Raw genomic sequence first — 20,790 nt, 5'->3', positions numbered from 1 at the left:
TTCCGCCTTCCCGGTGCGTGGAAAAACATAGCACGCAGAACGGGTCGGGTCCGAATCGAAAAGCGTGTGACCTGGGCCGCTCTGCGAACAGGCCGCGCAGGACCAGCCCGGACACCGGGCCGGGCGGCCCGGACCGGGCCGCTACGCCCGGTGCGTCAGCCCAGGAGCTGCTCCGTGACCTCCCACAACCGCGCCTCACGTGCCCGGTCCCGCGCGAACGGTTCCACCTCGCGCTCGGCGGTCTTGACCACGAACGCGCCGTCGCGCAGGTGCGCCCAGCGCTCGTCCAGGGCCATGGCCGCCAGCAGCGGGCCGGACCGCTCCGGAGTGGAGACGCCGGGGACGCGCCCGACCGCGCGCCCCACCCGTTGCAGCACGAGGCCGTGCTCGCGCGAGAGGCCGCTGCCGGGCATGAAACCCGGCTCGAAGACCGACACGGCCACACCGTCGGGCAGGCGCCGCTGCAGCTCGTGCGCGTAGTACAGGATCGCGAGCTTGGAGTTCGAGTAGGCGACGCCCGCGTCCCTCGTGCCGGGCCGCGCACCGGTGTCCGCCGGCCGTGCGAGGTCCAGCGGGTCGCGCCACTCGGCGGGCGGCACGCCGAGCAGACGGCGCGGGGTGTTCAGGTAGTACGTGTTGGAACCGAGCAGCACGATCCGGGCAGGCGCCACGAGCGCGCCGGCCACCTCGCGCACGAGCTGGGCGTGCGCGAGGTGGTTGACCGCGAAGGTCAGCTCGTACCCGTCCGCGGACGCCGTGCGGGTGTCCGCCACGGACACCCCCGCGTTCGCGACGATCGCCCGCAACGGCCGCACGTCGCCGTCGGCCAGGTGGCGCACGGCCTCCCGCCCGGCCGCGCGGACGGCGGCCAGGCTGGCCAGGTCGGCCCCGATGGCGTGGGCGGTGGCGCCCGCCGCCCGGGCCTCCGCGGTGATGGCGTCGAGCCGCGGGCCGGGCCGCCCCACGAGGAGCAGGTCGGGACGGTTCTGCGGGCTGCGGTCCGCCATGGCCAGCACCGCGGACCGGCCGAGGCCTCCGGTCGGTCCGGTGATGAGCACGGTTCCGGTGGTCGAGGTTGTCATGCCGCCATCGTGGGTCGGCCGGACGACGCGGGGCAGTCGTCGGGTTGTCGTAGGACCGGCAGGGCCACCACAAGCGCGCGGGCGGAGCGCAGACTGGAGCGATGGAGCTCGGACCAGCGATACGACACTGGCGCGACCGCGTCTCGCCCGACGCCGCCGGGATACCGGTCGGCGCCCGTCGGCGCGCCGCGGGCCTGCGCCGCGAGGAGCTGGCCCAGCTCGCCGGCATCTCCGTCGACTACCTCACGCGGCTGGAGCAGGGGCGAGCCACCGCGCCGTCGGACCAGGTCGTGGAGGCACTCGCCCGGGGCCTCCGGCTCAGCGAGCCCGAGCGGGAGCTGCTGTTCCGGCTCGCCGGCCTGACCGCCCCAGGGCGCGGCCTGGTCTCCTCCCGCATCACCCCCAGCGTGCAGCGGCTGCTCGACCGTCTCGACGGGCACCCCGTGGTCGTCTTCGACGCGATGTGGAACCTCGTGACCGCCAACGCCGCCTACGACGCCCTCATGGGCCGGACCACCGCGTGGCGCGGGCCGGAGCGCAACGCGGTCTGGCGGCACCTGCTCGGACCCGCCTCACGCGTGGTCCACGCGCCGCAGGAGGAGGCCGATCTGGTGGCGAACCTCGTGGCCGACCTGCGGCTGACGGCGACGCGGTACCCCGCGGACCCGCGCATCCACCGGCTCGTGGCCGACCTCCGGGCACGCAGCGCCGAGTTCGTGCGGCTCTGGGAGGCGATCGACCTGACCCCGCAGGAGGCGCCGGCGAAGCTGAAGACGGTCGACCACCCCGAGGTCGGACGCATCCGGATCGACTGCGACACGCTCGTCGTCGCCGGGGACGACCTGCGGATCATGGTCTACTCCTGCGAGCCCGGCACCGAGGACGCGGAGCGGCTGGCGCTCGCGATCGTCCTCGGCAACCAGCAGCTGACCGGCCCTACGGTTCCCGCATCCGGGACCTGAGCACGTCGAACTCGCACCCCGGCGCGTCCGGGTCGAAGCCGTGCTCGACCAGCCAGCGCGCCGCCGTCAGGCTGCGCAGCGACCACCAGGCCTTGATCACGTCGCGGTCCGCACCCGGGCCGTAGCCGGCGAGCAGGTCGTCCAGGCGTTCCTCGTGCCCCAGGGTCAGGATGGCGAGGTCGAACATGGCGTCGCCGGGCGCGGCCTCGGACCAGTCGATGACGCCGGTGACCTCGTCGCCGTCGACGAACACGTGGGTGATCTGCAGATCGCCGTGGACGAACGCCGGCCGCCACGGGCGGAGCGCCCCCTCGGCGATCTCGCGGTTGACCCGGACCACCTCGGCGGGCAGGACTGCGTTGTCGAGCAGCCAGGCGCACTCGCGCTCCAGCTCGGCCGCGACGTCGTCGAGCCTGCGCCCCTCCCACGGCGGCAGCGGGGCGTCGTGCAGCCTCCGGATCGCGGCGCCCGCCGCGGCCCACGCCGCCGGCGACGCGGCGGACGGTTCGCCGAGCACACCGAGCGCCGTCCCGGGCACGGCGGCGATCGCGAGCACGGGCGGCTCGTGCCACAGGATCTCCGGGGTCGGCACCGGAGCCAGGGCCATCGCCCGGATCTCGACGTCCGCGTGTGCCGGGTCGCCGTCGACCTTCAGGAACACGTCGCCGACGCGCAGCGTCGCGCGCTGGCTGTGGGCGACGACGACCTCCACCTCGTCCATGGCGGACATCCTGACGGAACCGGCCGACGATCTCGCCGGTTTTTTGCGCGTGGTCTACGGCCGGCCGACCCGCACGCCGTCCACCCAGACCTCCAGGTCCGCGTTCTTCTCCTGCCAGAAGCAGACCATCCCGGCGATCCGCAGCCCCTCCCGCAGCGGGGTGTCGTAACCCCAGACGACGTCGCGCAGCCGCAGGTCGCCGGCGCGCACCGTCCAGTACGCCGCCGTGCCCTTGTACGCGCAGTAGCTCACCGTGTCGGTGGGCGTGAGCAGGTCCATCCGCACGTCGGTCCGCGGCAGGTAGTACCGGGGCGGCTGCCCCGTCTGGACGAGCACGACCGGCCGACGCGACTCGGCGACGACCTCTCCGCCCGCCACCACCCGGACGTGCCGGTTCGACGGCATCGCGTCCACCCGCACGTACGGGTCACGGGCATGGGTGTGGATCACCTCCTCCTCGGCGAGCCAGGTGTCGAAGGCCGACCAGTCCAGCGTCACCGCGTCGCGCAGGGCCACCAGCGGGGCCCGCGGGTAGCGCTGGACCGCGCCCGCGAGCACCGTCTCCCCCACGCCGTCGGGCACGACGACGTCGAACAGCTCGCTGGGCCCGAGGCTCCTGGACCGGCGACCGGGGCCTGCGGGGCGCAGCCCGACCTTCAGCTCGCCGGGGGCGAAGAAGTACTGGGGGTAGAAGCGGTGCTCCCAGACCAGCAGCGGCGGGTCCGCGTCCGCGACGAGCACGCCCGCCGTGTAGGCGCGCACCCGCACCGAACCGGGCTCGGCCGTGCCCGGCTGGATCACGACCGCGCTGCGCACGATCTCGCCCTGCGCCGCGTCCCTGCGCACGGTCTCCCGCTGCACGATGTCGCTCATCGCCTCCGCCACCTCTCGTCGTCCGTCGCGGTCCGCCGCCGGCCGGGGATCTCGCGCACCACTCCTGCCCACCTGACCGGCGAGCGCACCGATCCGTGACCGTCCCGCCGGACGAGTGTCGGTGGTCGGGTGTTTCCTTGACTCATGCGGAGAGCCCCATGAACAGACCGGACCAGGACGGCGCCAGCCGGAGGACGCGGTTCGCGATCGACGCCGTCACGGCGCTGCGCCTGGTGCGCGAGGACCCCGGCGCGGGCGCCCACCTGCCGCTGGTCGCGCCGGCCGCGCTGCGCAGCCACGCCATGTCGATCCTCTATCGCGACGCCGACGCGGGGCTCCTCGACGAGAAGACGGCGCGGGCGCTGCTCGAACGGGTCGCGACGCTCAAGGTCCGGCTGCTGGGCGACCGGGTCTCGCGCGCGACGGCGTGGAAGATCGCCCGGCAGCTCGGCTGGCACGACACCGGCCAGGCGGAGTACCTCGCCGTCGCCACCCTGCAGGCCGACGTGCTGGTGGCGGGCGACCGCGACATCGCGGCGGCGGCGTCGGGGCTGGTGCCCCTGGCCACGTACGACGACCTGCGGCGGGCGTGACGTCGCACGCGACGGGCGGGCGTGACGCGTCGCGCGTGACCGGCCCCGGGCCGTGCGCCACAATCCTGCCGTGACCACCCTCAGGTTCGAGCTCAGCACGCCCGTCCCGGTCGGCCCGCGCGCCGCGATCGACTTCCTGGCGGACCTCACCCGGCACCGCGGCCTGCACCCGTACCTGGTGTCCGCCGACGTCGTCGCGGACGGCGCCGGCCCGGACGGGCCGTGGCAGGACTGGCGCGTCGTCGAGCGGCCCCGGCTCGGACCCCTGCGGTACACGATCCGCTTCCCCGCCCGCATGGTGCGGGCCGGCGACGACCTGCTGACGTCGTCCGTGCGGGCGGCTCCGGGCTGCACCTTGCGCACGGTCACGCGGGCGGTCGCGGCGGGCGACGGCGCCCTGCTCACGGAGACGACCGAGGTCACCGCCCCCTGGCCCGTCGCCGGGTACATGACCCGCCACGCCCGCGCCGCGCACGAGCGGACGTTCGCGCTGCTGCCCGGGGAGCTGGCCCGGCTCCGGTAGGCGGGACCGGTACGCAGGGCCGGCGGGCGAGCCCTGCCGCCGGGGCACGCCACGCCGCGCGACACGCCGAGCGGCACGCCGTGTGCGCCCGGCGGTTCGGGGGCATCATGAGGAACATCGGGGGGCGGCCGCATCTCGCGAGAGGAGCCGCGGCATGGAGCTGTCCGACCGGGCCAGAGCAGCGCAGGACGCCATCGAGCCCGTCACGTCCTTCTTCCAGTCGTTGCGCACGATGGACCGGCAGGCCGGCGTCGTCGACCTGGCCTTCGGCGACCCGCACGAGATGCCGCTGCGGGGGCTGGTCGACGCCCTGCGGGCCAACCTCGAACCCCGCGCCACCGACTGGTTCGCCTACAAGTCGAGCCTGGCCCCCGCCCGGGAGACGATCGCGGAGGGGCTGCGCGGCGAGCTCGGCCTCCCGTTCGACTCGGACGACGTGGCGATGACCCAGGGGGCGTTCGGCGCCATCGCGCTGGCGTTCCGGCTCGTGGCCGACGCCGGGGACGAGGTGGTGTTCCCCGAACCGGGCTGGTTCTACACCCCGATGCTGCGCGCGGCGAACCTGGTGCCGGTCCGCGCCCCGCTGACCGCCGACGGGTTCGACCTGGACGTCGAGGCCGTCGCGCGGGCGATCACGCCGCGCACGCGCGTCGTCGTCGTCAACTCGCCCGCGAACCCCACTGGGCGCGTGTACGCCCGGGACCGGCTGGTCGAGCTCGCGACCGCGCTGGAGGCGGCGTCGGCCAGGAACGGACGCCGCATCTGGCTGCTGTCCGACGAGCCGTACCGCCGGATCCGGTTCGACGGCATCGGCTTCACGAGCCCGGCCGAGTGCTACCCCTGGACGCTGGTCGACTACAGCTACGGCAAGGTGCTGCTCGCGCCCGGGCAGCGCCTCGGCTACCTCGCGCTGTCGCCCCTGATCCCCGACGACGTGCGCACGGAGCTGCGCGCCGCCCTGCTCCCCCTGCAGATGGGCCTCGGCTGGACCTTCCCCGACGCCCTCATGCAGTACGCGGTACCGGCCCTGGAGACCGTCTCGATCGACGTCGGCGAGCTGCAGCGGCGCCGCGACCTCATGGTCGCCGCGCTCGGCGCTGCGGGCTACGACCTCACCGTGCCCGAGGGCACGTTCTACCTGTGGAGCGCCGCACCGGGCGGCGACGCGTCTGCCTTCGTCTCGGCGCTCGCCGGGCGGGGCGTGTTCGTGCTGCCCGGCACCGTCTTCGACCGGGCCGGGCACTTCCGGATCAGCCTCACCGCGACCGCCACCATGCTGGAGCGAGCACTGCCGGCCCTGCGCGGGCTGGCGCCGCGCTGAGCGCCCGTCCCGCTCGTGTCAGCGTCCCCTGGCACACTGGCGGCCATGACTCCTCCGGACGCCGCCTCGCCCGAGCTCGACGTGACAGGACCCGCGCTCGACCTGGCGCCGACGCCGCTCGACGTGCTGCGCACGGTGTTCGGCTACGACGCCTTCCGCGGTGAGCAGCAGGAGATCATCGACACCGTGACGGGCGGCGGCGACGCCCTCGTGCTCATGCCCACCGGCGGCGGCAAGTCGCTGTGCTACCAGATCCCGGCCCTCGTGCGGCGGGGCACCGGCGTCGTGATCTCGCCCCTGATCGCCCTGATGCAGGACCAGGTGGACGCGCTGGAGGCCCTCGGGGTGCGCGCCGGGTTCCTCAACTCGACCCAGGACGCCGACCAGCGCCGTCAGGTGGAGCAGGCCTACCGGTCGGGCGAGTTGGACCTGCTCTACCTCGCGCCGGAGCGGCTCGGCGTCGAGTCCACGGCCCGGCTGCTCGACCAGGGCACGATCGCGCTGTTCGCGATCGACGAGGCGCACTGCGTGTCCCAGTGGGGGCACGACTTCCGCCCGGACTACCTGCGTCTCGGCGCGCTGGCCGAGCGCTGGCCCGGCGTCCCGCGCATCGCGCTGACCGCGACGGCCACCCAGCACACCCGCGAGGAGATCGCGGACCGCCTGGGCCTGGCGGGGGCCAGGCACTTCGTGGCCAGCTTCGACCGCCCCAACATCACCTACCGCGTCGCGCCCAAGGACAGCCCGCTGCGGCAGCTGCTCACCCTGCTGCGCACGGAGCACCCCGGCGAGGCCGGGATCGTGTACTGCCTGTCGCGCGCGTCGGTCGAGAAGACCGCCCAGCAGCTCACCGACCAGGGCATCCGTGCCCTGCCGTACCACGCGGGCCTGCCGGCACCGGTGCGTGCGGCCAACCAGGCGACGTTCCTGCGGGAGGACGGCGTGGTCATGGTCGCGACCATCGCGTTCGGCATGGGCATCGACAAGCCGGACGTCCGGTTCGTGGCGCACCTCGACCTGCCCAAGTCGGTCGAGGGCTACTACCAGGAGACGGGCCGTGCCGGACGCGACGGCCTGCCGTCGACGGCATGGCTCGCCTATGGCCTGGCCGACGTCGTCCAGCAGCGCAAGATGATCGCCGAGTCCGAGGGCGACCTCGCCCACCGCCGCAGGCTCTCGTCCCACCTGGACGCGATGCTGGCGCTGTGCGAGACGGTGGAGTGCCGCCGCGCGCAGCTCCTGCGCTACTTCGGCCAGCAGCACCCCGGCGACTGCGGGGCCTGCGACACCTGCCAGAACCCGCCCGAGGCCTGGGACGGCACCGTCCCCGCCCAGAAGCTCCTGTCCGCCGTGTTCCGGCTGGACCGCGAGCGCAACCAGCGCTTCGGCGTGGGGCACGTGGTGGACATCCTGCGTGGCAAGGCCACGCCCAAGATCACGCAGTGGGGGCACGACAGCCTCACGGTGTTCGGCGTGGGCGAGGACCTGTCGGACGGCGAGTGGCGGTCCGTGGCGCGGCAGCTCCTGGCGCAGGGCCTGCTGGAGGTCGACTCGAACCACGGCACGCTGCTGCTCACCGAGACCAGCGGCGACGTGCTGGGCCGACGGCGCGAGGTGCGGCTGCGGCGTGACCCGGCCCCGGCAGCGGGCGCGGCGCGGCGGTCGTCGCGGTCCGGGGGCGCGAAGACCGATGCCGTGGCGCTGTCGGACGGCGACCAGGAGGTGTTCGAGCGGCTGCGCGCCTGGCGGGCGGCGGCCGCCAAGGAGCAGGGCGTGCCCGCCTACGTGGTGTTCCACGACGCGACGCTGCGCACGGTCGCCACCGAGCGGCCGGGCGACCTGGACGCGCTGAGCGGGATCAGCGGTGTGGGCCAGGCGAAGCTGGACCGGTACGGCGAGGGGATCCTGGCGGCGCTGCACGCCGGGGAGTGACCCGTCCCGCTCCGCGACGGGGGGCTCCGCGACGGGGGGCGGTCGGCGGCGGGTGATTTGGCACAGTGCGAAACCGGCATCGTGTCGATGCCGGGCCGGCCGTACGCTCGCAGACGTGATCTCGTGAGCTGACGGAGGTATGCGGCGATGCGAACTCCTCTTCACCTGGCCCTGCGCAGGTTGGTGCGGGACGTCGGGATCGACCCGCACGGACGCGGGCCGAAGCCCGGCGGGCTCACCCGCCGCCAGTTCCTCGGCGGGTCCCTGGCGGCGGGTGCCGGACTCGGGGTGGCCGCGGCAGCGCCCGGCGTCGCGGCGGCGGCTTCGTCGGGCGGACGGCCGCGGATCGTCGTCGTCGGCGCCGGCCTGGCCGGCCTGACCGCGGCGTACCGCCTGAGGCAGGCGGGCTACGCCGCGACCGTGTACGAGGCGGCCGACCGGATCGGCGGTCGCTGCTGGTCGAACCGGAGCTGGCGGGGCGGCCAGGTCTCCGAGCACGGCGGGGAGCTCATCGACACCGGGCACACCGCGATCCTCGACCTGATCGACGAGCTCGGCCTGGGCGTCGAGAACCGTGCGGAGGCAACCCCGGCGGGCACGGAGCCGTTCTACTTCTTCGAGGGCGTGCCGTACCTGGTGGACGACGTGCGCGACGACCTGCGGCAGATCCTGCCGCAGGCCCAGAGCGATGCCGAGGCCGCCGGCTTCCCGATCCTCTACCACGACCACACCGCCCGGGCCCGTGAGCTGGACCTGATGTCGATCCGGCAGTGGATCGAGGCCTACGTGCCCGGTGGCCCGACCTCCAGGCTCGGCCGGTTGTTCGACGTGGCCTACACGATCGAGTACGGCGCCGAGATCGACCAGCAGTCCTCGCTCAACCTGATCAATCTTTTCGGCTACTCCACGGCCGAGGACCCGCAGCTGTTCGGCGAGTCGGACGAGGTGTTCCACGTGGCCGGCGGGAACGATCAGCTCGTCACCCGCCTGGCGGACGCCCTGCCCGGCCAGATCGTGACCGGCACCGCCCTCACCGCGCTGGAGCGGGACGACCGGGGCCGCTACGCGCTGCGCCTGGCACACCGCGGGAGGACCACCACGGTGGTCGCGGACCAGCTGCTGCTCGCCCTGCCGTTCTCGCTGCTGCGCCGTGTGGACCTGCGCGGAGCCAGGTTTCCGGAGCTCAAGCGCACGGCCATCACGGACCTACCGATGGGCCAGAACACCAAGCTCGTCCTGCAGTTCGACCGGCGCGCCTGGCAGGAGGCCGGCTGCGACGGCGACACGTTCGCCGACACCGGCTACCAGGCCACGTGGGACACCACGCTGGGCCAGCGCGGTGCCCGGGGCATCCTCACGAACTTCACGGGCGGACGCGTGGCACTCGACTTCGCGGACGCCTCGGCCGCCCGCTACGCCCGCCGGTTCCTGGGGCAGCTCACCCCGGTGCTGCCGGGGGTCCCTCCCACATGGACCGGAGCAGCCTCCCTGGACTACTGGCCAGGCTACCGGTGGACCCGAGGCTCGTACGCGTACTACGCCGTCGGGCAGTACACAACCTTCGCCGGCGTCGAGGCCGAAGCGGTCGGCACGTGTCACTTCGCCGGCGAGCACACCTCGATCGAGAGCCAGGGCTACCTCAACGGTGCCGTCGAGTCCGGCGAACGGGCCGCCCGGGAGATGCTCGACGCGCTCCGGTAGGCGCAGGTCGTCACAGGTCGTGCTCGGCGAGCTCGCGGAACTCGTCGGGCACGGCCCCGCCCCGGCGCAGCACCACGGGGAGGTAGCCGACGGCGTCCCCGCCGAACCGCGTGCGGATCGCGTCCATCGACTGGTCGACCGCGCCCCGCGCCACGCCCGGCGCGGAGCCAGGCCGCCACGGGTCGGGCGGGTCGAGGTCGAGCTCCATCTGGACCGCCGACTGGTCCGCGATGTTGGAGACGGAGACGCCGAGCAGCGTGATCTCGCACGGCGCGGCGTCGTCGATCGCGGACCAGGCCAGCCGCACCGCGACCTCGGTGAGGGTGAGCGTGGCGGACATCGGCACCGGCAGCGTGAGCGACCGCGTCGCCCGCTGCATGCCCGCGAACCGCACCGCGACCGTCACGGTGCGGCCCGCGCGCCCCTTGGCCCGGAGCCGGCGCGAGACCCGGTCGGACAGGTGCGCCAGGACCGCCCGGACGTCGTCGGGCTCGGGCCGGCGCTGGCTCAGGGCCGACTGCGCGCCCACGGAACGCGCGCGGCGGCTGGTGACGACCTTGCGCGGGTCCTCGTCCTGCGCCATGGCGCTGAGCTTGTGCCCCACGGCATGCCCGAGGATGTGCTCGACCGCGGTCGACGGGGTGCGGGCCAGCTCGCCGATCGTCCGGATGCCGAGGTCGGCCAGGCGCTGCTCGTTCACGGGTCCGACGCCCCAGATCAGGCTGACGGGCAGCGGGTCGAGGAAGGTCCGCTCGGCTCCGGGGTCGACGACGACGAGGCCGTCCGGCTTGGCCACCTGGGAGGCGATCTTCGCGAGGTGCTTGGTCCGCGCAGCCCCGACCGAGATGGGTAGCCCCACCTCGGCTCGGACACGTTCGCGGATCCGCGCCCCGATCGCCGCGGGCGGCCCGAACAGGTGGGTCGCCCCGGAGACGTCGAGGAAGGCCTCGTCGATCGAGATCCGCTCGACGATCGGCGTGACGTCGGCCAGGACGGCCATCACGGCGTCGCCCAGCCGCTGGTACTCCCCGAAGTGCCCGCGGACGAACACGAGGTCCGGGCACAGCCGGGCGGCGCGCCAGCCGGGCATCCCGCCCTGCACCCCGTGCACCTTGGCCTCGTACGAGGCCGCGAGCACCACTCCCCCGCGCGGCCCGCCGCCGACGGCGATCGGCCGGCCGCGCAGGGCAGGGTCCAGCAGCTGCTCGACCGACGCGTAGAACGCGTCGAGGTCGGCGTGCAGGATCGTGGCGCCGGGCATGCCACCAGTCTACTCGAACGCGTGTTCGACCTTTTGGCTGGTCAGGGGTTCGAGTACATCTGCACGACGACCCGGTCGAAGCGCCGCGCGGCGAGGTCCTGCCGGGTGATGGTCCAGTACAGGATCCCCATCGGCACCCCGACCCACTGGGCGAGCACGACCCAGTCCTCCGGGCGGGACCACTGCTCGCCGGACCCCTCGTACGCCGAGCCGCGGGCCGGGTCCCCGTAGCCGTCGAAGTCGTAGGCGTGGCCGCCGAGCTCCCACTCGCCGCCCTCGTCGGACTGCTGGGACCAGACGTCCTGCAGCGTCTCCGCGTGCGGGTGCTCGGCCTCGGTCTCGGCGTCGAGCGGACAGGAGGGCAGGGACACGCCGGGGACCAGGCGCAGGTCGCCCCTGCGCCGCAGGGCCTCGTCCAACGCCTCCGGAGAGTCGTACTCGTACGGCTCGTAGTCGGGCGAGGTCTCCCGCTCCTCGACCGGCGCTCCCGCCGGGACGTACACGGCACCGCCTGCCAGGACTTCGTCCTCCAGCTCGATGTTCGCGAAGAGGAGGACGTGACCGTCGGGCGGCAGCGGCAGGTCGGTGGCGCCCGGCGCGATCGCCGCCAGGTCGAGCGTCGTGATGAGCTGGTGCTCGGCGGGGTCGAAATCCGCGTCCGGGGCGGGCACGTCCGGCGGGAGCAGCACCGGGCTGCCGAGCCGGCCGACGACCGGGCCACCGCCGTCGGGCGCCGTCCGCAGCGTCGGGCGCGCCAGCCCGAGCCACCGGTCGACGTCGTCCGCCGGGACACCCCGGTCGAGCGCCTGCTCCCGGAACCGGTCCAGCCACCACAGCGTCGCGGCGGGCAGCCCCCGGACCGACGCGGGCAGCACTCCCGCACCGAACTCCCAGCCCGGCTCGGGCGCGACCACGCCCGGCTCACCCAGCTCCGCGAGCCACTCCGCCGCGGACGAACGCGTCGCCGCGTCGCCGTCGGACAGCGCGGCACGCGCGGCGGCCCGGGCACCGGGATGGTCGCCGAGCACCCGGCGGGCGGCCAGCCGGTGGCGGTTCGCGGCTAGCGCGAACGACGTCAGGCGCGGGACCAGCACCTCGGGAACCGCGGGGAACCTGGCGAGGATCGTCAGGATCATCGTCCGCGTGTCGACGGCGTCCTCGTCCGGGTGCCGCTTCCCGTCCCCGCCGTCGAGATACTCGTCCGCGAGGTCGAGACGTTCGGCGAACAGGGGCCACCAGCGCTCGGCGTCCTCGGGTGTCAGCGCGGCGCCGATCTTCCGGCCCCAGCCGATCGTGCGGGTGACCAGCAGCCCGGCGGTCCACCGGTCCGCGTCACCCGCACCGGCGGCGCGGCGCGCGTCCCGCAGGGCCCGCGCGTCGGGCAGCAGTGCCAGCCGGTTCCCGACGGCGTCCCAGGGGCGCTCGTCCTGCCCGCTCCCCGGGCGCAGGCCGCGCAGGGCCCGCAGCTCCTCCGCGACCTTGACGTCCTCGGGCACCGCGACCGGAGGCACGGGGACGGCCGCATGACGCAGCACCCGCACGCGGAAGACGACCCGGCGCAGCAGCCGCTCCCGGTCGGGGTCGAGCGGTCCGGCGGCACCGTCGCCGTCGGCGGGACCGGAGGCCAGGGTCTCCTCGATCGCCTCGACGCCGCCGTCGAGGTCGGCGAGGCGGGCCAGGGCGTCCGGCAGCCGGTCCGGCGAGGCGGTCCGCAGGTGGGGCCGCAGCACGTCGACCTGCCGTGACGCGTCGAGCAGGGACAGCGTGGCGAGCGCCTGCTCGCGGACTCCGCCGTCGGGGTCGACGGCCAGCGCGGCGGCCAGGCCGGCGTGCTCCTGCGGACTGCGCGCGCACCGGGCCGCGACGTCGCTCCGGACGTGGAACTCCTGCCCGGCGACGACCTCGGCGAGCACCTCGGTGTGCCGGGCGAGGAAGGCGACGCCCTGGTCGCTCTCCAGCATCCGGCGTCGGTCGCGCGCCGGGAAGGGGTGGTCCGCGTACAGCAGTGCCGACAGCGTGGCGCGCACCGCCGATCCTTGGCCGGCAGCACCGGCACCACCGGCGAGGGCGACGTCCACGAGGAGATCCGGGGTCCAGCGCTGCCGCACGTCCGCCGCGTCCGCCACGTCCTTCACCGTGCTGACCCGCGCCACGTCGTGGGCCAGCACGAGCAGCCAGGACCGCTCGTCACGCTCCGTGGCCCGGTCGGAGGCCGCGTGCAGCACCTGCCCGAACCGCGCGAGCACGTCGACCGGAGCCGTCCGGTAGATCGCGAGCCGTGCGACGTCGACGGCCTGCCGGGTCCACCCGGGGTGCAGGTCGGCGACGGCCGCCGTCCGCTCCTTCGGGTGGTAGCCGTCCGGCTCGGCGACCAGCTTCGCGCCGCGCGGCCGCCCGCGCAGACGCTCCAGGACGTCCGGCCCGGTGCCATGCAGCACGTACCCGACCGCCGGGTCGAACACCTGCGCCACCTTCAGCGGCGCGAGGCAGTACGCCACCGCGGCCGCGACGTCCGGTGCGCCGTCGGTGTCCGGACCCGCCGCCTCTCGTTCATATATGTGCATATCGGGAGTTTACGGACGGGGTCTGACACGCCCCGAGCAGGGAGTCCAGGCGCAAACCGTCCGGGCTCAGGCGCTCCGGGCGAACAGGTGCCGGCTCCCGATCACCGTGTACCCCAGCCGCCCGTAGAGCACCTGGGGCCAGTCGTCGGCCGCGGCGAGCAGGACCCGGGTGCCGCAGCCGGCCGCGTGGGCCCGGCGGGTCGCGTCGTGGAGCAGGGCCTGGGCGTAGCCGCGGTTGCGGTGCTCCTCGTCGGTCATGACGTCCTCGATCTGGGCCAGACCCTCGGTGCGGTCGAGGTACAGGTCCGCGCGGGCGACGATCTCACCCGGAGCGGACCCGGTCGCGACAACGCCGTCCGGCCCGGTCCCGGGGTCGCGGACACCCAGGAAGACGACGCCGTCCGCCCCGAGGTGCCGCACGCGGCGCCGGCCCACGAGCTGCTCGATCACCTCCGGCGGCGCGTCCGGCAGGGCTCCGCGCCAACCGCGCCGTTCCATGCCCGCCAGGTCCTCGGCGGCGACGGCCTCGACGGCGGCCGGCCGTCGCGGTCCGCCTACAGGCCCCGCACCGCGCTCCACCATGATCAGCTCGACGTCGTGGGTGTACCCCGCCCGCTGGAACGGCTCCGCGAACGCGGCACCGAAGGCGTCGTCGTCCACGACCACGAGCCGGTGGCTCAGGCCTGCCCCGCCGAGCACCTCGTCCGCGAGCCGAAGCGCGTCGGACGCAGCGACACCGCCCCGGAAGCAGAGCTTGTTGTGGTCGTGGGACGCCGCGTAGCGCGGGCTGAGCACGGCGAACCCGCCCGGGAGCTCGACCACCCGCTCGGCCTGCCGCCGCTCGAAGCCGCGCAGGAAGTCCCGCACGCGGCCCAGCAGGTCGCCGTCCGGCGCGGGTCCAGGCGGCACACGGTCGGTCGGGTCGTCGAGGTCCATGCCACGAGAGTTCCAGGCCCGGCCGCCGGAACCCAGCTCATTTCACGACCACTCCCCGCGTCATATATGATGTACGACGTGCCGACGACGCCTCCCGCCCCGATCTCCCTCCCCTCCCGGACGGAGCACGCGCTCGCGACCATCAAGGAGGGCATCCTCAGCGGCCGGCTCGCCGCCGGGCAGGCGCTCGTCGAGGCGGAGCTCGCCCAGGAGCTGGCGATGTCCAAGACCCCGGTCCGCGAGGCGCTCAAGACCCTGGAGATGAGCGGGCTCGTCGTGGTGCGACCCTACGTCGGGGTGCGCGTGCGCGAGCTGACGCAGGCCGACGCCGTCGCCATCTACGAGACCCGGCTGCTGCTGGAGCCCGAGGCGACCCGGCGCAGCGTGCTGCGCGGCATGGACACCGCCGCCGCGCGCGCAGCGCTGGAGCGGGCCGCCGAGGTCACGGAGCCGGCGCAGCGCAGCCTCGCCAACCGGGCCTTCCACGCGGCGCTGTGGGGTGCGGCCGACAACACGATCCTGACCGGCATGCTGGAGGGCCTGCGGGACCAGACGGCGCTCGCCGCCGTCACCACGTGGGCCAAGGAGCCGAGCTGGCGGGACGAGGCGCGCGAGCACGCGCAGATCCTTGCCGCCGCCGAGGCCGGCGACGCCGACCTCGCGGCGGACCTGACCCGCCGGCACATCGCCGGCTTCCTCGACCGGCTCCACCAGGGAGGTGCGACCGCCTGACCCGCAGGACCCGCGCCGCGAGCGCCGGCGGGCCGGAGGGCCCGGCGTCGGCACGCGCGGCGACGCAGACGAGGTGCAGCCCGTTCACCGCCAAGTTCCCGGGCCGCACCTCTGGAACGAGTGCTCCATGGCGGAGCACGCACGTCACTCGATGGAGGAGCAACGATGCTCAATAGTACAAAGCAGCCTGCGCCCGTCGCAGCCCGGGCACGACGCAGCCAGATGCGCTGGACGATCGTCGCGTTCTCGGCGCTCGGGCTCACGATCGCCTACCTCGACCGCGCCGCCCTCAGCGTCGCGCTGCCGTTCATCTCGGAGGACTTCCACATCAGCCCGGCCGTCCAGGGCGTGCTGCTGTCCTCGTTCTTCTGGACCTACGCGCTGTTCCAGGTGCCGTCGGGCTGGCTCCTGGACAAGTTCGGTCCGCGCGTCATCTACCCGATCGCGGTGGGCTGGTGGTCGGTCTGGACAGCGCTGACGGCCTTCGCGACCGGCGTCACGAGCCTGATCGTCTTCCGGCTCGGCCTCGGCATCGGCGAGGCCCCCGTGCAGCCCGCGAACATCAAGGTGGTCTCCACCTGGTTCCCGCGCCGCGAGCGGGCGTTCGCGTCCAGCCTGTTCGACATGGGCCAGCAGATCGGCTCGGCCCTCTCGATCCCGATCGTCACCTCGATCGCCGTCTTCGCCGGGTGGCGCTGGACGTTCATCCTGATCGGCGGCGTCGGGCTGCTGTGGATCGTCGGCTGGCTCGCCATCTACCGCGCGCCGCACAACCACAAGCGGGTCAACGCGCAGGAGCTGGACCACATCCGCTCCGACCAGGCCGAGATGGTGCGGCACACCGGGGAGCCGGTGCGCTGGAGCGCGCTGCTGCGCGACAACCAGACCTGGGCGCTGATGCTCGGCTACGTCTTCCGGTCGCTCGCCGGGGCGTTCTTCCTCACGTGGTACCCGAGCTACCTGCTCAACGAGCGCGGGTTCACCGAGGCGGAGTTCGGCATGGTCGGGGCCCTGCCCGCGGTCATCGGCATCGGCTCCACGGTGCTGGGCGGGGTCGTCTCCGACCGCATGCTCGCCTCCGGCCTCTCGCCGAACGTCGCGCGCAAGGTGCCGATCATCTCGGGCCTCGTGCTCAGCGCGTGCATCGGCTTCAGCCCGTTCGTGGAGAGCAACGTGGTGCTCATGGTGATCCTCACCGTTTCCAGCGCCGCGCACTCCTTCGCCGGGGCCGCGATCCTCAGCCTGCCGGCCGAGGTCTCCCCGAGCCCCGAGCGGGTCGGCACCCTGGCCGGGTTCCAGAACTTCGGCTCGCAGCTCGGCAACCTCATCAGCCCCATCGCGATCGGCCTGGCCCTGACGGCGTCCGGCGGGTCGTACCTCTGGCCGCTCGTCTTCGCGGCGATCAGCTGCCTCGTCAGCGCCGCGATCTACGGCCTGTGGGTGCGCATCAAGCCGGTCGAGCAGCAGCCCGGCTCCCTCCAGGACGCCGGCCCCGAGCAGAACAGTCCCCACCAGAACGGAGCATCATGACCGGGCACCACGACGTCGTCGAACGCCTGCGGACGGTCGTCGGCATCCCCGTCGTCCCCTACGCGCCCGACGGCGGTGTCGACCTCGCCCGGACCGGGCAGCTCGCCGATCGCCTGGTCGAGGCGGGCCTCGGCGCGATCACTCCCAACGGCAACACCGGCGAGTTCTACGCCCTGACCCCGCGCGAGCGGGCCGACGTCGCCCGCACCGTCACCGAGGTGGCGCGCGACCGCGCCGTCGTCATCGTGGGCGTGGGGCTGGACCCCGCCACGGCACGGGCCGAGGCCGAGGCGGCCGCCGAGCTCGGCGCGCACGCGGTCATGGTGCACCAGCCGGTGCTCCCCTACATGTCGCGCCGGGGCTGGGTCGAGTACGTGGCCGCCGTCGCGCACGCCGTGCCCGGCCTCGCCGTGCTGCCGTACGTCAGCTCCCCCGCCGTCCGGGGCGCGGACGTCGCGGCGCTCGCGCAGGCCGCGCCCAACGTCGTGGGCGTCAAGTACTCGGTGCCCGACCCCGTCGCGTTCGCCGAGACCGTGCAGGACACGGACGCCGACCTGCTCTGGATCGCCGGGCTGGCCGAGTCCTACGCGCCGTCGGCGTGGCAGGCCGGAGCGCGCGCGTTCACCTCGGGCCTGGTCAACGTCGCCCCGGACGTCTCGTTCGCGCTGCTGGACGCCCTCCGGCAGGACGACAGCGCCCGCGCGGCATCGGTGTGGCGCCGCATCCGGGAGTTCGAGCAGCTCCGGGCCCGCGACCGGTCGGCCGACAACGTCTCGGTGGTCAAGGAGGCCATGCACCAGATGGGGCTGTGCGACCGGTCCGTCCGACCGCCCAGCACCACCCTGGCCGAGCCCGACCGCGCCGCCATCACACGGATCCTCGACGACTGGAAGGTCTCGGTATGACGACGAGCACGACGGGCGGCTCGACGATCGCCCGGCTCACCACCTACCTGCAGCGGGTCGGGAACCGGCCCCGCGTGCTGCTGCGCATCACCACCGACGACGGCATCGACGGCTGGGCCGAGATCTACAACCACGGCCCCGACCTCGCCTACCCCGCGATCATCGAGTACCTCGCGGACCAGATCGCCGGGATCGACGCCTCCCGCGTCGCGTACGTGAACCAGCTCCTGCACCAGTCGGCCCGGTTCCCGCAGGGGGCACTCGGCCTGGCGGCCATCGCCGCGGTCGACCACGCGCTGTGGGACATCGCCGCCAAGCGGCTCGGCGTGCCCGTCTACCAGCTCCTCGGCGGCGCCGTCCGCGACCGGGTGCGGGTCTACGCGGGCCTGTACGACGCCCCCGACGTGCCCGAGCTGCGCGACCGCACCGCCGCGCTGCACGAGAACCACGGCGTGGACGCGTTCAAGCTCAGCCCGTACCGCCGCGACCTGGGGTCGCGGTTCGGGCTGGTCGCCCGCGAGCTCGGCGACTGGTTCGGCGAGATCCGCGCGAACCACCCCGAGGAGTGGGAGTTCGCGTTCGACGCCCACGGCTGCCTCTGGGAGCCGCGCCAGGCCGTGGACCTGGCCGCGGCGCTCGCCCCCAACGAGCCGATGTTCCTGGAGGAGCCGATCCGCCCGGAGTACCTGCCCGCCTGGGGCCGGATCCGCGCGGAGATGGCCGTGCCGCTCGCCACCGGTGAGTCGCTGTACTCCCCCCACGAGTTCCTCGGCCTGCTGACCGTGCAGGGCGCGGACATCGTCCAGCCCGACATCGCCGTGGTCGGCGGGCTCACCCAGATGCGCAAGATCGCCACGCTCGCCGAGGCGCACGACGTCCCCGTCGCACCCCACAACCCGCTGGGGCCGCTCGCGACGGCCGCCAACGTGCACTTCGCCGCCGCGACCTGGAACTTCTCGATCCTGGAGTACAAGTTCGACGAGGTCTCCTGGTGCCACGACCCGTACGTGCCGGTCGACGGGCACCTGGAGCTGCGGCCCGACCGGCCCGGCTGGGGCATCGAGATCGACGAGTCGGCGCTCGCGCACGACGACTGGGTGCACTGGGAGCGCAAGGTCCCGGTGCGGAAGGACGGGTCGACGGGATGGATGTGACAGGACCCGGCACCGGGCCGCAGACCGACCTCGTGACCAGCCGGGACGCCCGGTCCGGCGCGGTCCGGGAGCTCGACGTCGTCGAGACCACGCCCGACCACCTCGATGCCGTCGCCCGGCGCGCCGCCGCCGCGGCCCCCGACCTCGCCGCGTGGCCGCGTGAGCGGCGGGCCACGCTCCTGGAGGCGCTCGCCGACGCGCTCGACGCCGACCGCGACGCCCTCGTGGCGGAGGCCGACCGCGAGACCGCCCTCGGCCCCGACCGGCTCGGCGGCGAGCTCACGCGCACCGCGTACCAGCTGCGGAAGTTCTCCCGGGCGGTGCGCGACGGCGCCTACCTGGAGGCGACGATCGACCACGCCGGGCCCACCCCCATGGGCCCGCGCCCCGACCTGCGCCGCATGCTCGTGCCGCTCGGACCGGTCGCGGTCTACGCGGCGAGCAACTTCCCGTTCGCGTTCTCCGTGCTGGGCGGCGACACGGCGTCGGCGCTCGCCGCGGGCAACCCCGCGGTCGTCAAGGCGCACCCGGGGCACCCCGCCACGTCCGAGCGCGTGGCGCGGCTCGCCGAGCGGGCCGTGGCGGCCTCCGGCGCGCCCGAGGGCACGTTCGCGCTGGTGCACGGGTTCGACGCGGGGGTCGCGCTCGTGTCCCACCCGGCCATCCGCGCGGCGGGGTTCACGGGGTCGCTCGCCGGCGCGCGCGCGCTGGCCGACGCCGCGGCGGCGCGTCCCGCGCCGATCCCGTTCTACGGGGAGCTCAGCAGCATCAACCCCGTGCTCGTCACGCCGGCCGGCGCCCGGGACCGGGCGGACGAGTACGGGACGGGGCTCGCCGGCTCCGTGCTCCAGGGCGGCGGGCAGTTCTGCACCAAACCCGGGCTCGTGCTGGTCCCCGCCGGCGCGGCGGGTGATCGGGTGGTCGACGCGTTCGCGCGGGCGATCGACGCGGCGCCGGCCCTGCCCGCCCTGACGGCGGGCATGGCGGACGCGTACGGGCGCGGGCTGACGGCGCGGGCCGGCGACGCCGTCGTCCGGGCGCAGGGCGGGCCCGGGACCACGCGCGACACCGAGGCGGACGGGCCCGCCGACGCGGGGTCGACGACGCGGCCCGCGCTGCTCGAGGTCCCGGCCGGGAGGCTCACGGCCCGGCTCGTCGAGGAGTGCTTCGGGCCGCTCGCCGTCGTCGTGCGGTACGCGGACGAGGCGGAGGCCGTGGCCGTCGTCGAACAGGTCGAGGGGTCGCTGACCGCGAGCATCCTCACGGGCGATGCCACCGACCTGGACCTGCCCGCCGCGCGGGCCGCGCTCGCGGCCCGCGCCGGGCGCGTGCTCTACGACGGCTACCCGACCGGCGTCGCCGTGAGCTGGGCGCAGCAGCACGGCGGGCCGTGGCCGTCGACCAACTCGCTGCACACGTCCGTGGGCGCCACGGCGATCCGCCGGTTCCTGCGTCCGCTCGCGTGGCAGCAGGCGCCGCAGCACGCCCTGCCGGTGGAGCTGCGGGACGGCGCGCCGGTCGTTCCGGTCCGCGTCGACGGGGAGCTCGTGCTGCCGCAGGGGTGAACCGTCCGGACACGGTCGAAAAACAAGCGGCCCCGTGGCTGTGGATGCCTCGGGGCCGCTCGATCCGCTGTCTCATTCGGATCCCGCCGGCGCTCTCGCGCCGGAAGTCTGCGCCCAGTCTAGCCGACTCACCCGTCCCCGTGGGGCGGGTGAATCGCGTTCCCTCGGGGGCGGCGCCGGATACGCCGGCGTATCGTCGCAGGTGCCACAGCACCGGGCAGCGCGGCCTGCCCGTCCGGCGGCCCTGCCGCGGACGCCTCGGCCGCGTACCCCGGTCCGTTCCCGCGGGAGGCTCCGCGGCCGGACGCAGGACACCGGCCGCGCGGTGGGCCCGTGGAACGCCCGCGCGTGACGCGCCCGGGCGTGACTGTCGCACAACTCGACCGCGAGCGGCGCACGGTCTCCCGACCCGCCACGCGATCGCCGGACTCCCGC

The 20,790-nt window shown here is 74.5% G+C and carries 17 protein-coding genes; 11 read left to right on the top strand and 6 right to left on the bottom strand.

Features of this window, described 5'->3' with window-relative positions; translation table 11 throughout:
* Window positions 1-155 precede the first annotated feature (155 nt).
* Complete coding sequence (locus ACZ7LE_RS19320) at window positions 156-1,082, bottom strand: SDR family NAD(P)-dependent oxidoreductase (protein ID WP_470404870.1); 927 nt, start codon at window positions 1,080-1,082, stop codon at window positions 156-158.
* Between the two features lie 101 nt (window positions 1,083-1,183).
* Between ACZ7LE_RS19320 and ACZ7LE_RS19315 the strand changes: the two genes are divergently transcribed.
* Window positions 1,184-2,044, top strand: coding sequence for a helix-turn-helix transcriptional regulator (locus ACZ7LE_RS19315; RefSeq protein ID WP_470404869.1), 861 nt, complete (start codon window positions 1,184-1,186; stop codon window positions 2,042-2,044).
* On the opposite strand, the gene ACZ7LE_RS19310 is transcribed toward ACZ7LE_RS19315, so the two are convergent.
* Together ACZ7LE_RS19310 and ACZ7LE_RS19305 are read right to left on the bottom strand one after the other, a co-directional pair.
* The gene (locus ACZ7LE_RS19310; protein WP_470404868.1) at window positions 2,019-2,765 is read right to left on the bottom strand and encodes a phosphotransferase family protein; all 747 of its coding nucleotides are present in this window, start codon (window positions 2,763-2,765) and stop codon (window positions 2,019-2,021) included. The two genes, ACZ7LE_RS19315 and ACZ7LE_RS19310, sit on opposite strands and share 26 nt — an antisense overlap.
* 54 nt (window positions 2,766-2,819) lie before the next feature.
* Window positions 2,820-3,638 (bottom strand): DUF427 domain-containing protein, encoded by an 819-nt coding sequence (locus tag ACZ7LE_RS19305; RefSeq protein ID WP_470404867.1) that lies wholly within the window; start codon window positions 3,636-3,638, stop codon window positions 2,820-2,822.
* 158 nt (window positions 3,639-3,796) lie between these two features.
* Here ACZ7LE_RS19305 and ACZ7LE_RS19300 point away from each other — a divergent pair, with 158 nt between their 5' ends.
* From ACZ7LE_RS19300 to ACZ7LE_RS19280, 5 genes are all read left to right on the top strand, one after another.
* The gene (locus tag ACZ7LE_RS19300; RefSeq protein ID WP_470404866.1) at window positions 3,797-4,231 is read left to right on the top strand and encodes a hypothetical protein; all 435 of its coding nucleotides are present in this window, start codon (window positions 3,797-3,799) and stop codon (window positions 4,229-4,231) included.
* Between the two features lie 70 nt (window positions 4,232-4,301).
* On the top strand, window positions 4,302-4,754 hold the full coding sequence (locus ACZ7LE_RS19295) for an SRPBCC family protein (RefSeq protein WP_470404865.1): 453 nt from the start codon (window positions 4,302-4,304) through the stop codon (window positions 4,752-4,754).
* Window positions 4,755-4,908: 154 nt separating this feature from the next.
* Entirely contained in the window at window positions 4,909-6,075 is a 1,167-nt protein-coding gene (locus ACZ7LE_RS19290; protein ID WP_470404864.1) for an aminotransferase class I/II-fold pyridoxal phosphate-dependent enzyme, read from the top strand.
* Window positions 6,076-6,120: 45 nt separating this feature from the next.
* Window positions 6,121-8,007, top strand: coding sequence for a DNA helicase RecQ (gene recQ, locus ACZ7LE_RS19285; RefSeq protein ID WP_470404863.1), 1,887 nt, complete (start codon window positions 6,121-6,123; stop codon window positions 8,005-8,007).
* Window positions 8,008-8,154: 147 nt separating this feature from the next.
* Window positions 8,155-9,708, top strand: a complete 1,554-nt coding sequence (locus ACZ7LE_RS19280) for a flavin monoamine oxidase family protein (protein ID WP_470404862.1) — start codon at window positions 8,155-8,157, stop codon at window positions 9,706-9,708.
* 10 nt (window positions 9,709-9,718) lie between these two features.
* On the opposite strand, the gene dinB is transcribed toward ACZ7LE_RS19280, so the two are convergent.
* From dinB to ACZ7LE_RS19265, 3 genes are all read right to left on the bottom strand, one after another.
* Window positions 9,719-10,969 (bottom strand): DNA polymerase IV, encoded by a 1,251-nt coding sequence (gene dinB, locus ACZ7LE_RS19275; RefSeq protein ID WP_470404861.1) that lies wholly within the window; start codon window positions 10,967-10,969, stop codon window positions 9,719-9,721.
* A 41-nt stretch (window positions 10,970-11,010) separates the two neighbouring features.
* A complete protein-coding gene (locus tag ACZ7LE_RS19270; RefSeq protein ID WP_470404860.1) occupies window positions 11,011-13,533 on the bottom strand; it encodes a DUF1963 domain-containing protein in 2,523 nt (840 codons plus the stop codon).
* Between the two features lie 66 nt (window positions 13,534-13,599).
* Entirely contained in the window at window positions 13,600-14,469 is an 870-nt protein-coding gene (locus tag ACZ7LE_RS19265; protein WP_470404859.1) for a GNAT family N-acetyltransferase, read from the bottom strand.
* 69 nt (window positions 14,470-14,538) lie between these two features.
* On the opposite strand from ACZ7LE_RS19265, the gene ACZ7LE_RS19260 reads away from it, so the two are divergent.
* The 5 genes from ACZ7LE_RS19260 to ACZ7LE_RS19240 all read left to right on the top strand — a co-directional run bounded on the left by ACZ7LE_RS19260 (window position 14,539) and on the right by ACZ7LE_RS19240 (window position 20,355).
* Window positions 14,539-15,201: a GntR family transcriptional regulator gene (locus tag ACZ7LE_RS19260; protein WP_470404858.1), complete on the top strand. Its 663-nt coding sequence runs from the start codon at window positions 14,539-14,541 to the stop codon at window positions 15,199-15,201.
* A 165-nt stretch (window positions 15,202-15,366) separates the two neighbouring features.
* Complete coding sequence (locus ACZ7LE_RS19255; RefSeq protein WP_470404857.1) at window positions 15,367-16,731, top strand: MFS transporter; 1,365 nt, start codon at window positions 15,367-15,369, stop codon at window positions 16,729-16,731.
* Window positions 16,728-17,636, top strand: a complete 909-nt coding sequence (locus ACZ7LE_RS19250; RefSeq protein ID WP_470404856.1) for a dihydrodipicolinate synthase family protein — start codon at window positions 16,728-16,730, stop codon at window positions 17,634-17,636. The genes ACZ7LE_RS19255 and ACZ7LE_RS19250 overlap by 4 nt, the downstream gene beginning before the upstream one ends.
* On the top strand, window positions 17,633-18,790 hold the full coding sequence (locus ACZ7LE_RS19245) for a mandelate racemase/muconate lactonizing enzyme family protein (RefSeq protein WP_470404855.1): 1,158 nt from the start codon (window positions 17,633-17,635) through the stop codon (window positions 18,788-18,790). Before ACZ7LE_RS19250 ends, ACZ7LE_RS19245 begins: the two co-directional genes overlap by 4 nt.
* Entirely contained in the window at window positions 18,781-20,355 is a 1,575-nt protein-coding gene (locus ACZ7LE_RS19240; protein WP_470404854.1) for an aldehyde dehydrogenase family protein, read from the top strand. The genes ACZ7LE_RS19245 and ACZ7LE_RS19240 overlap by 10 nt, the downstream gene beginning before the upstream one ends.
* The last annotated feature ends 435 nt before the right edge of the window (window positions 20,356-20,790 follow it).

The organism is Promicromonospora sp. NPDC110617 (genome assembly GCF_055598465.1).
The sequence above is the reverse complement of the archived record's forward strand: the minus strand, read 5'-3'. Positions and strand labels throughout refer to the sequence as shown.

Bases quoted from the DNA above. Each gene is read 5' to 3' on its own strand.
- ACZ7LE_RS19320 (WP_470404870.1), bottom strand. From the start codon at position 1,082: ATGACAACCTCGACCACCGGAACCGTGCTCATCACCGGACCGACCGGA.
- ACZ7LE_RS19315 (WP_470404869.1), top strand. From the start codon at position 1,184: ATGGAGCTCGGACCAGCGATACGACACTGGCGCGACCGCGTCTCGCCC.
- ACZ7LE_RS19310 (WP_470404868.1), bottom strand. From the start codon at position 2,765: ATGGACGAGGTGGAGGTCGTCGTCGCCCACAGCCAGCGCGCGACGCTG.
- ACZ7LE_RS19305 (WP_470404867.1), bottom strand. From the start codon at position 3,638: ATGAGCGACATCGTGCAGCGGGAGACCGTGCGCAGGGACGCGGCGCAG.
- ACZ7LE_RS19300 (WP_470404866.1), top strand. From the start codon at position 3,797: ATGAACAGACCGGACCAGGACGGCGCCAGCCGGAGGACGCGGTTCGCG.
- ACZ7LE_RS19290 (WP_470404864.1), top strand. From the start codon at position 4,909: ATGGAGCTGTCCGACCGGGCCAGAGCAGCGCAGGACGCCATCGAGCCC.
- recQ (WP_470404863.1), top strand. From the start codon at position 6,121: ATGACTCCTCCGGACGCCGCCTCGCCCGAGCTCGACGTGACAGGACCC.
- ACZ7LE_RS19280 (WP_470404862.1), top strand. From the start codon at position 8,155: ATGCGAACTCCTCTTCACCTGGCCCTGCGCAGGTTGGTGCGGGACGTC.
- dinB (WP_470404861.1), bottom strand. From the start codon at position 10,969: ATGCCCGGCGCCACGATCCTGCACGCCGACCTCGACGCGTTCTACGCG.
- ACZ7LE_RS19270 (WP_470404860.1), bottom strand. From the start codon at position 13,533: ATGCACATATATGAACGAGAGGCGGCGGGTCCGGACACCGACGGCGCA.
- ACZ7LE_RS19265 (WP_470404859.1), bottom strand. From the start codon at position 14,469: ATGGACCTCGACGACCCGACCGACCGTGTGCCGCCTGGACCCGCGCCG.
- ACZ7LE_RS19260 (WP_470404858.1), top strand. From the start codon at position 14,539: ATGTACGACGTGCCGACGACGCCTCCCGCCCCGATCTCCCTCCCCTCC.
- ACZ7LE_RS19255 (WP_470404857.1), top strand. From the start codon at position 15,367: ATGCTCAATAGTACAAAGCAGCCTGCGCCCGTCGCAGCCCGGGCACGA.
- ACZ7LE_RS19250 (WP_470404856.1), top strand. From the start codon at position 16,728: ATGACCGGGCACCACGACGTCGTCGAACGCCTGCGGACGGTCGTCGGC.
- ACZ7LE_RS19245 (WP_470404855.1), top strand. From the start codon at position 17,633: ATGACGACGAGCACGACGGGCGGCTCGACGATCGCCCGGCTCACCACC.
- ACZ7LE_RS19240 (WP_470404854.1), top strand. From the start codon at position 18,781: ATGGATGTGACAGGACCCGGCACCGGGCCGCAGACCGACCTCGTGACC.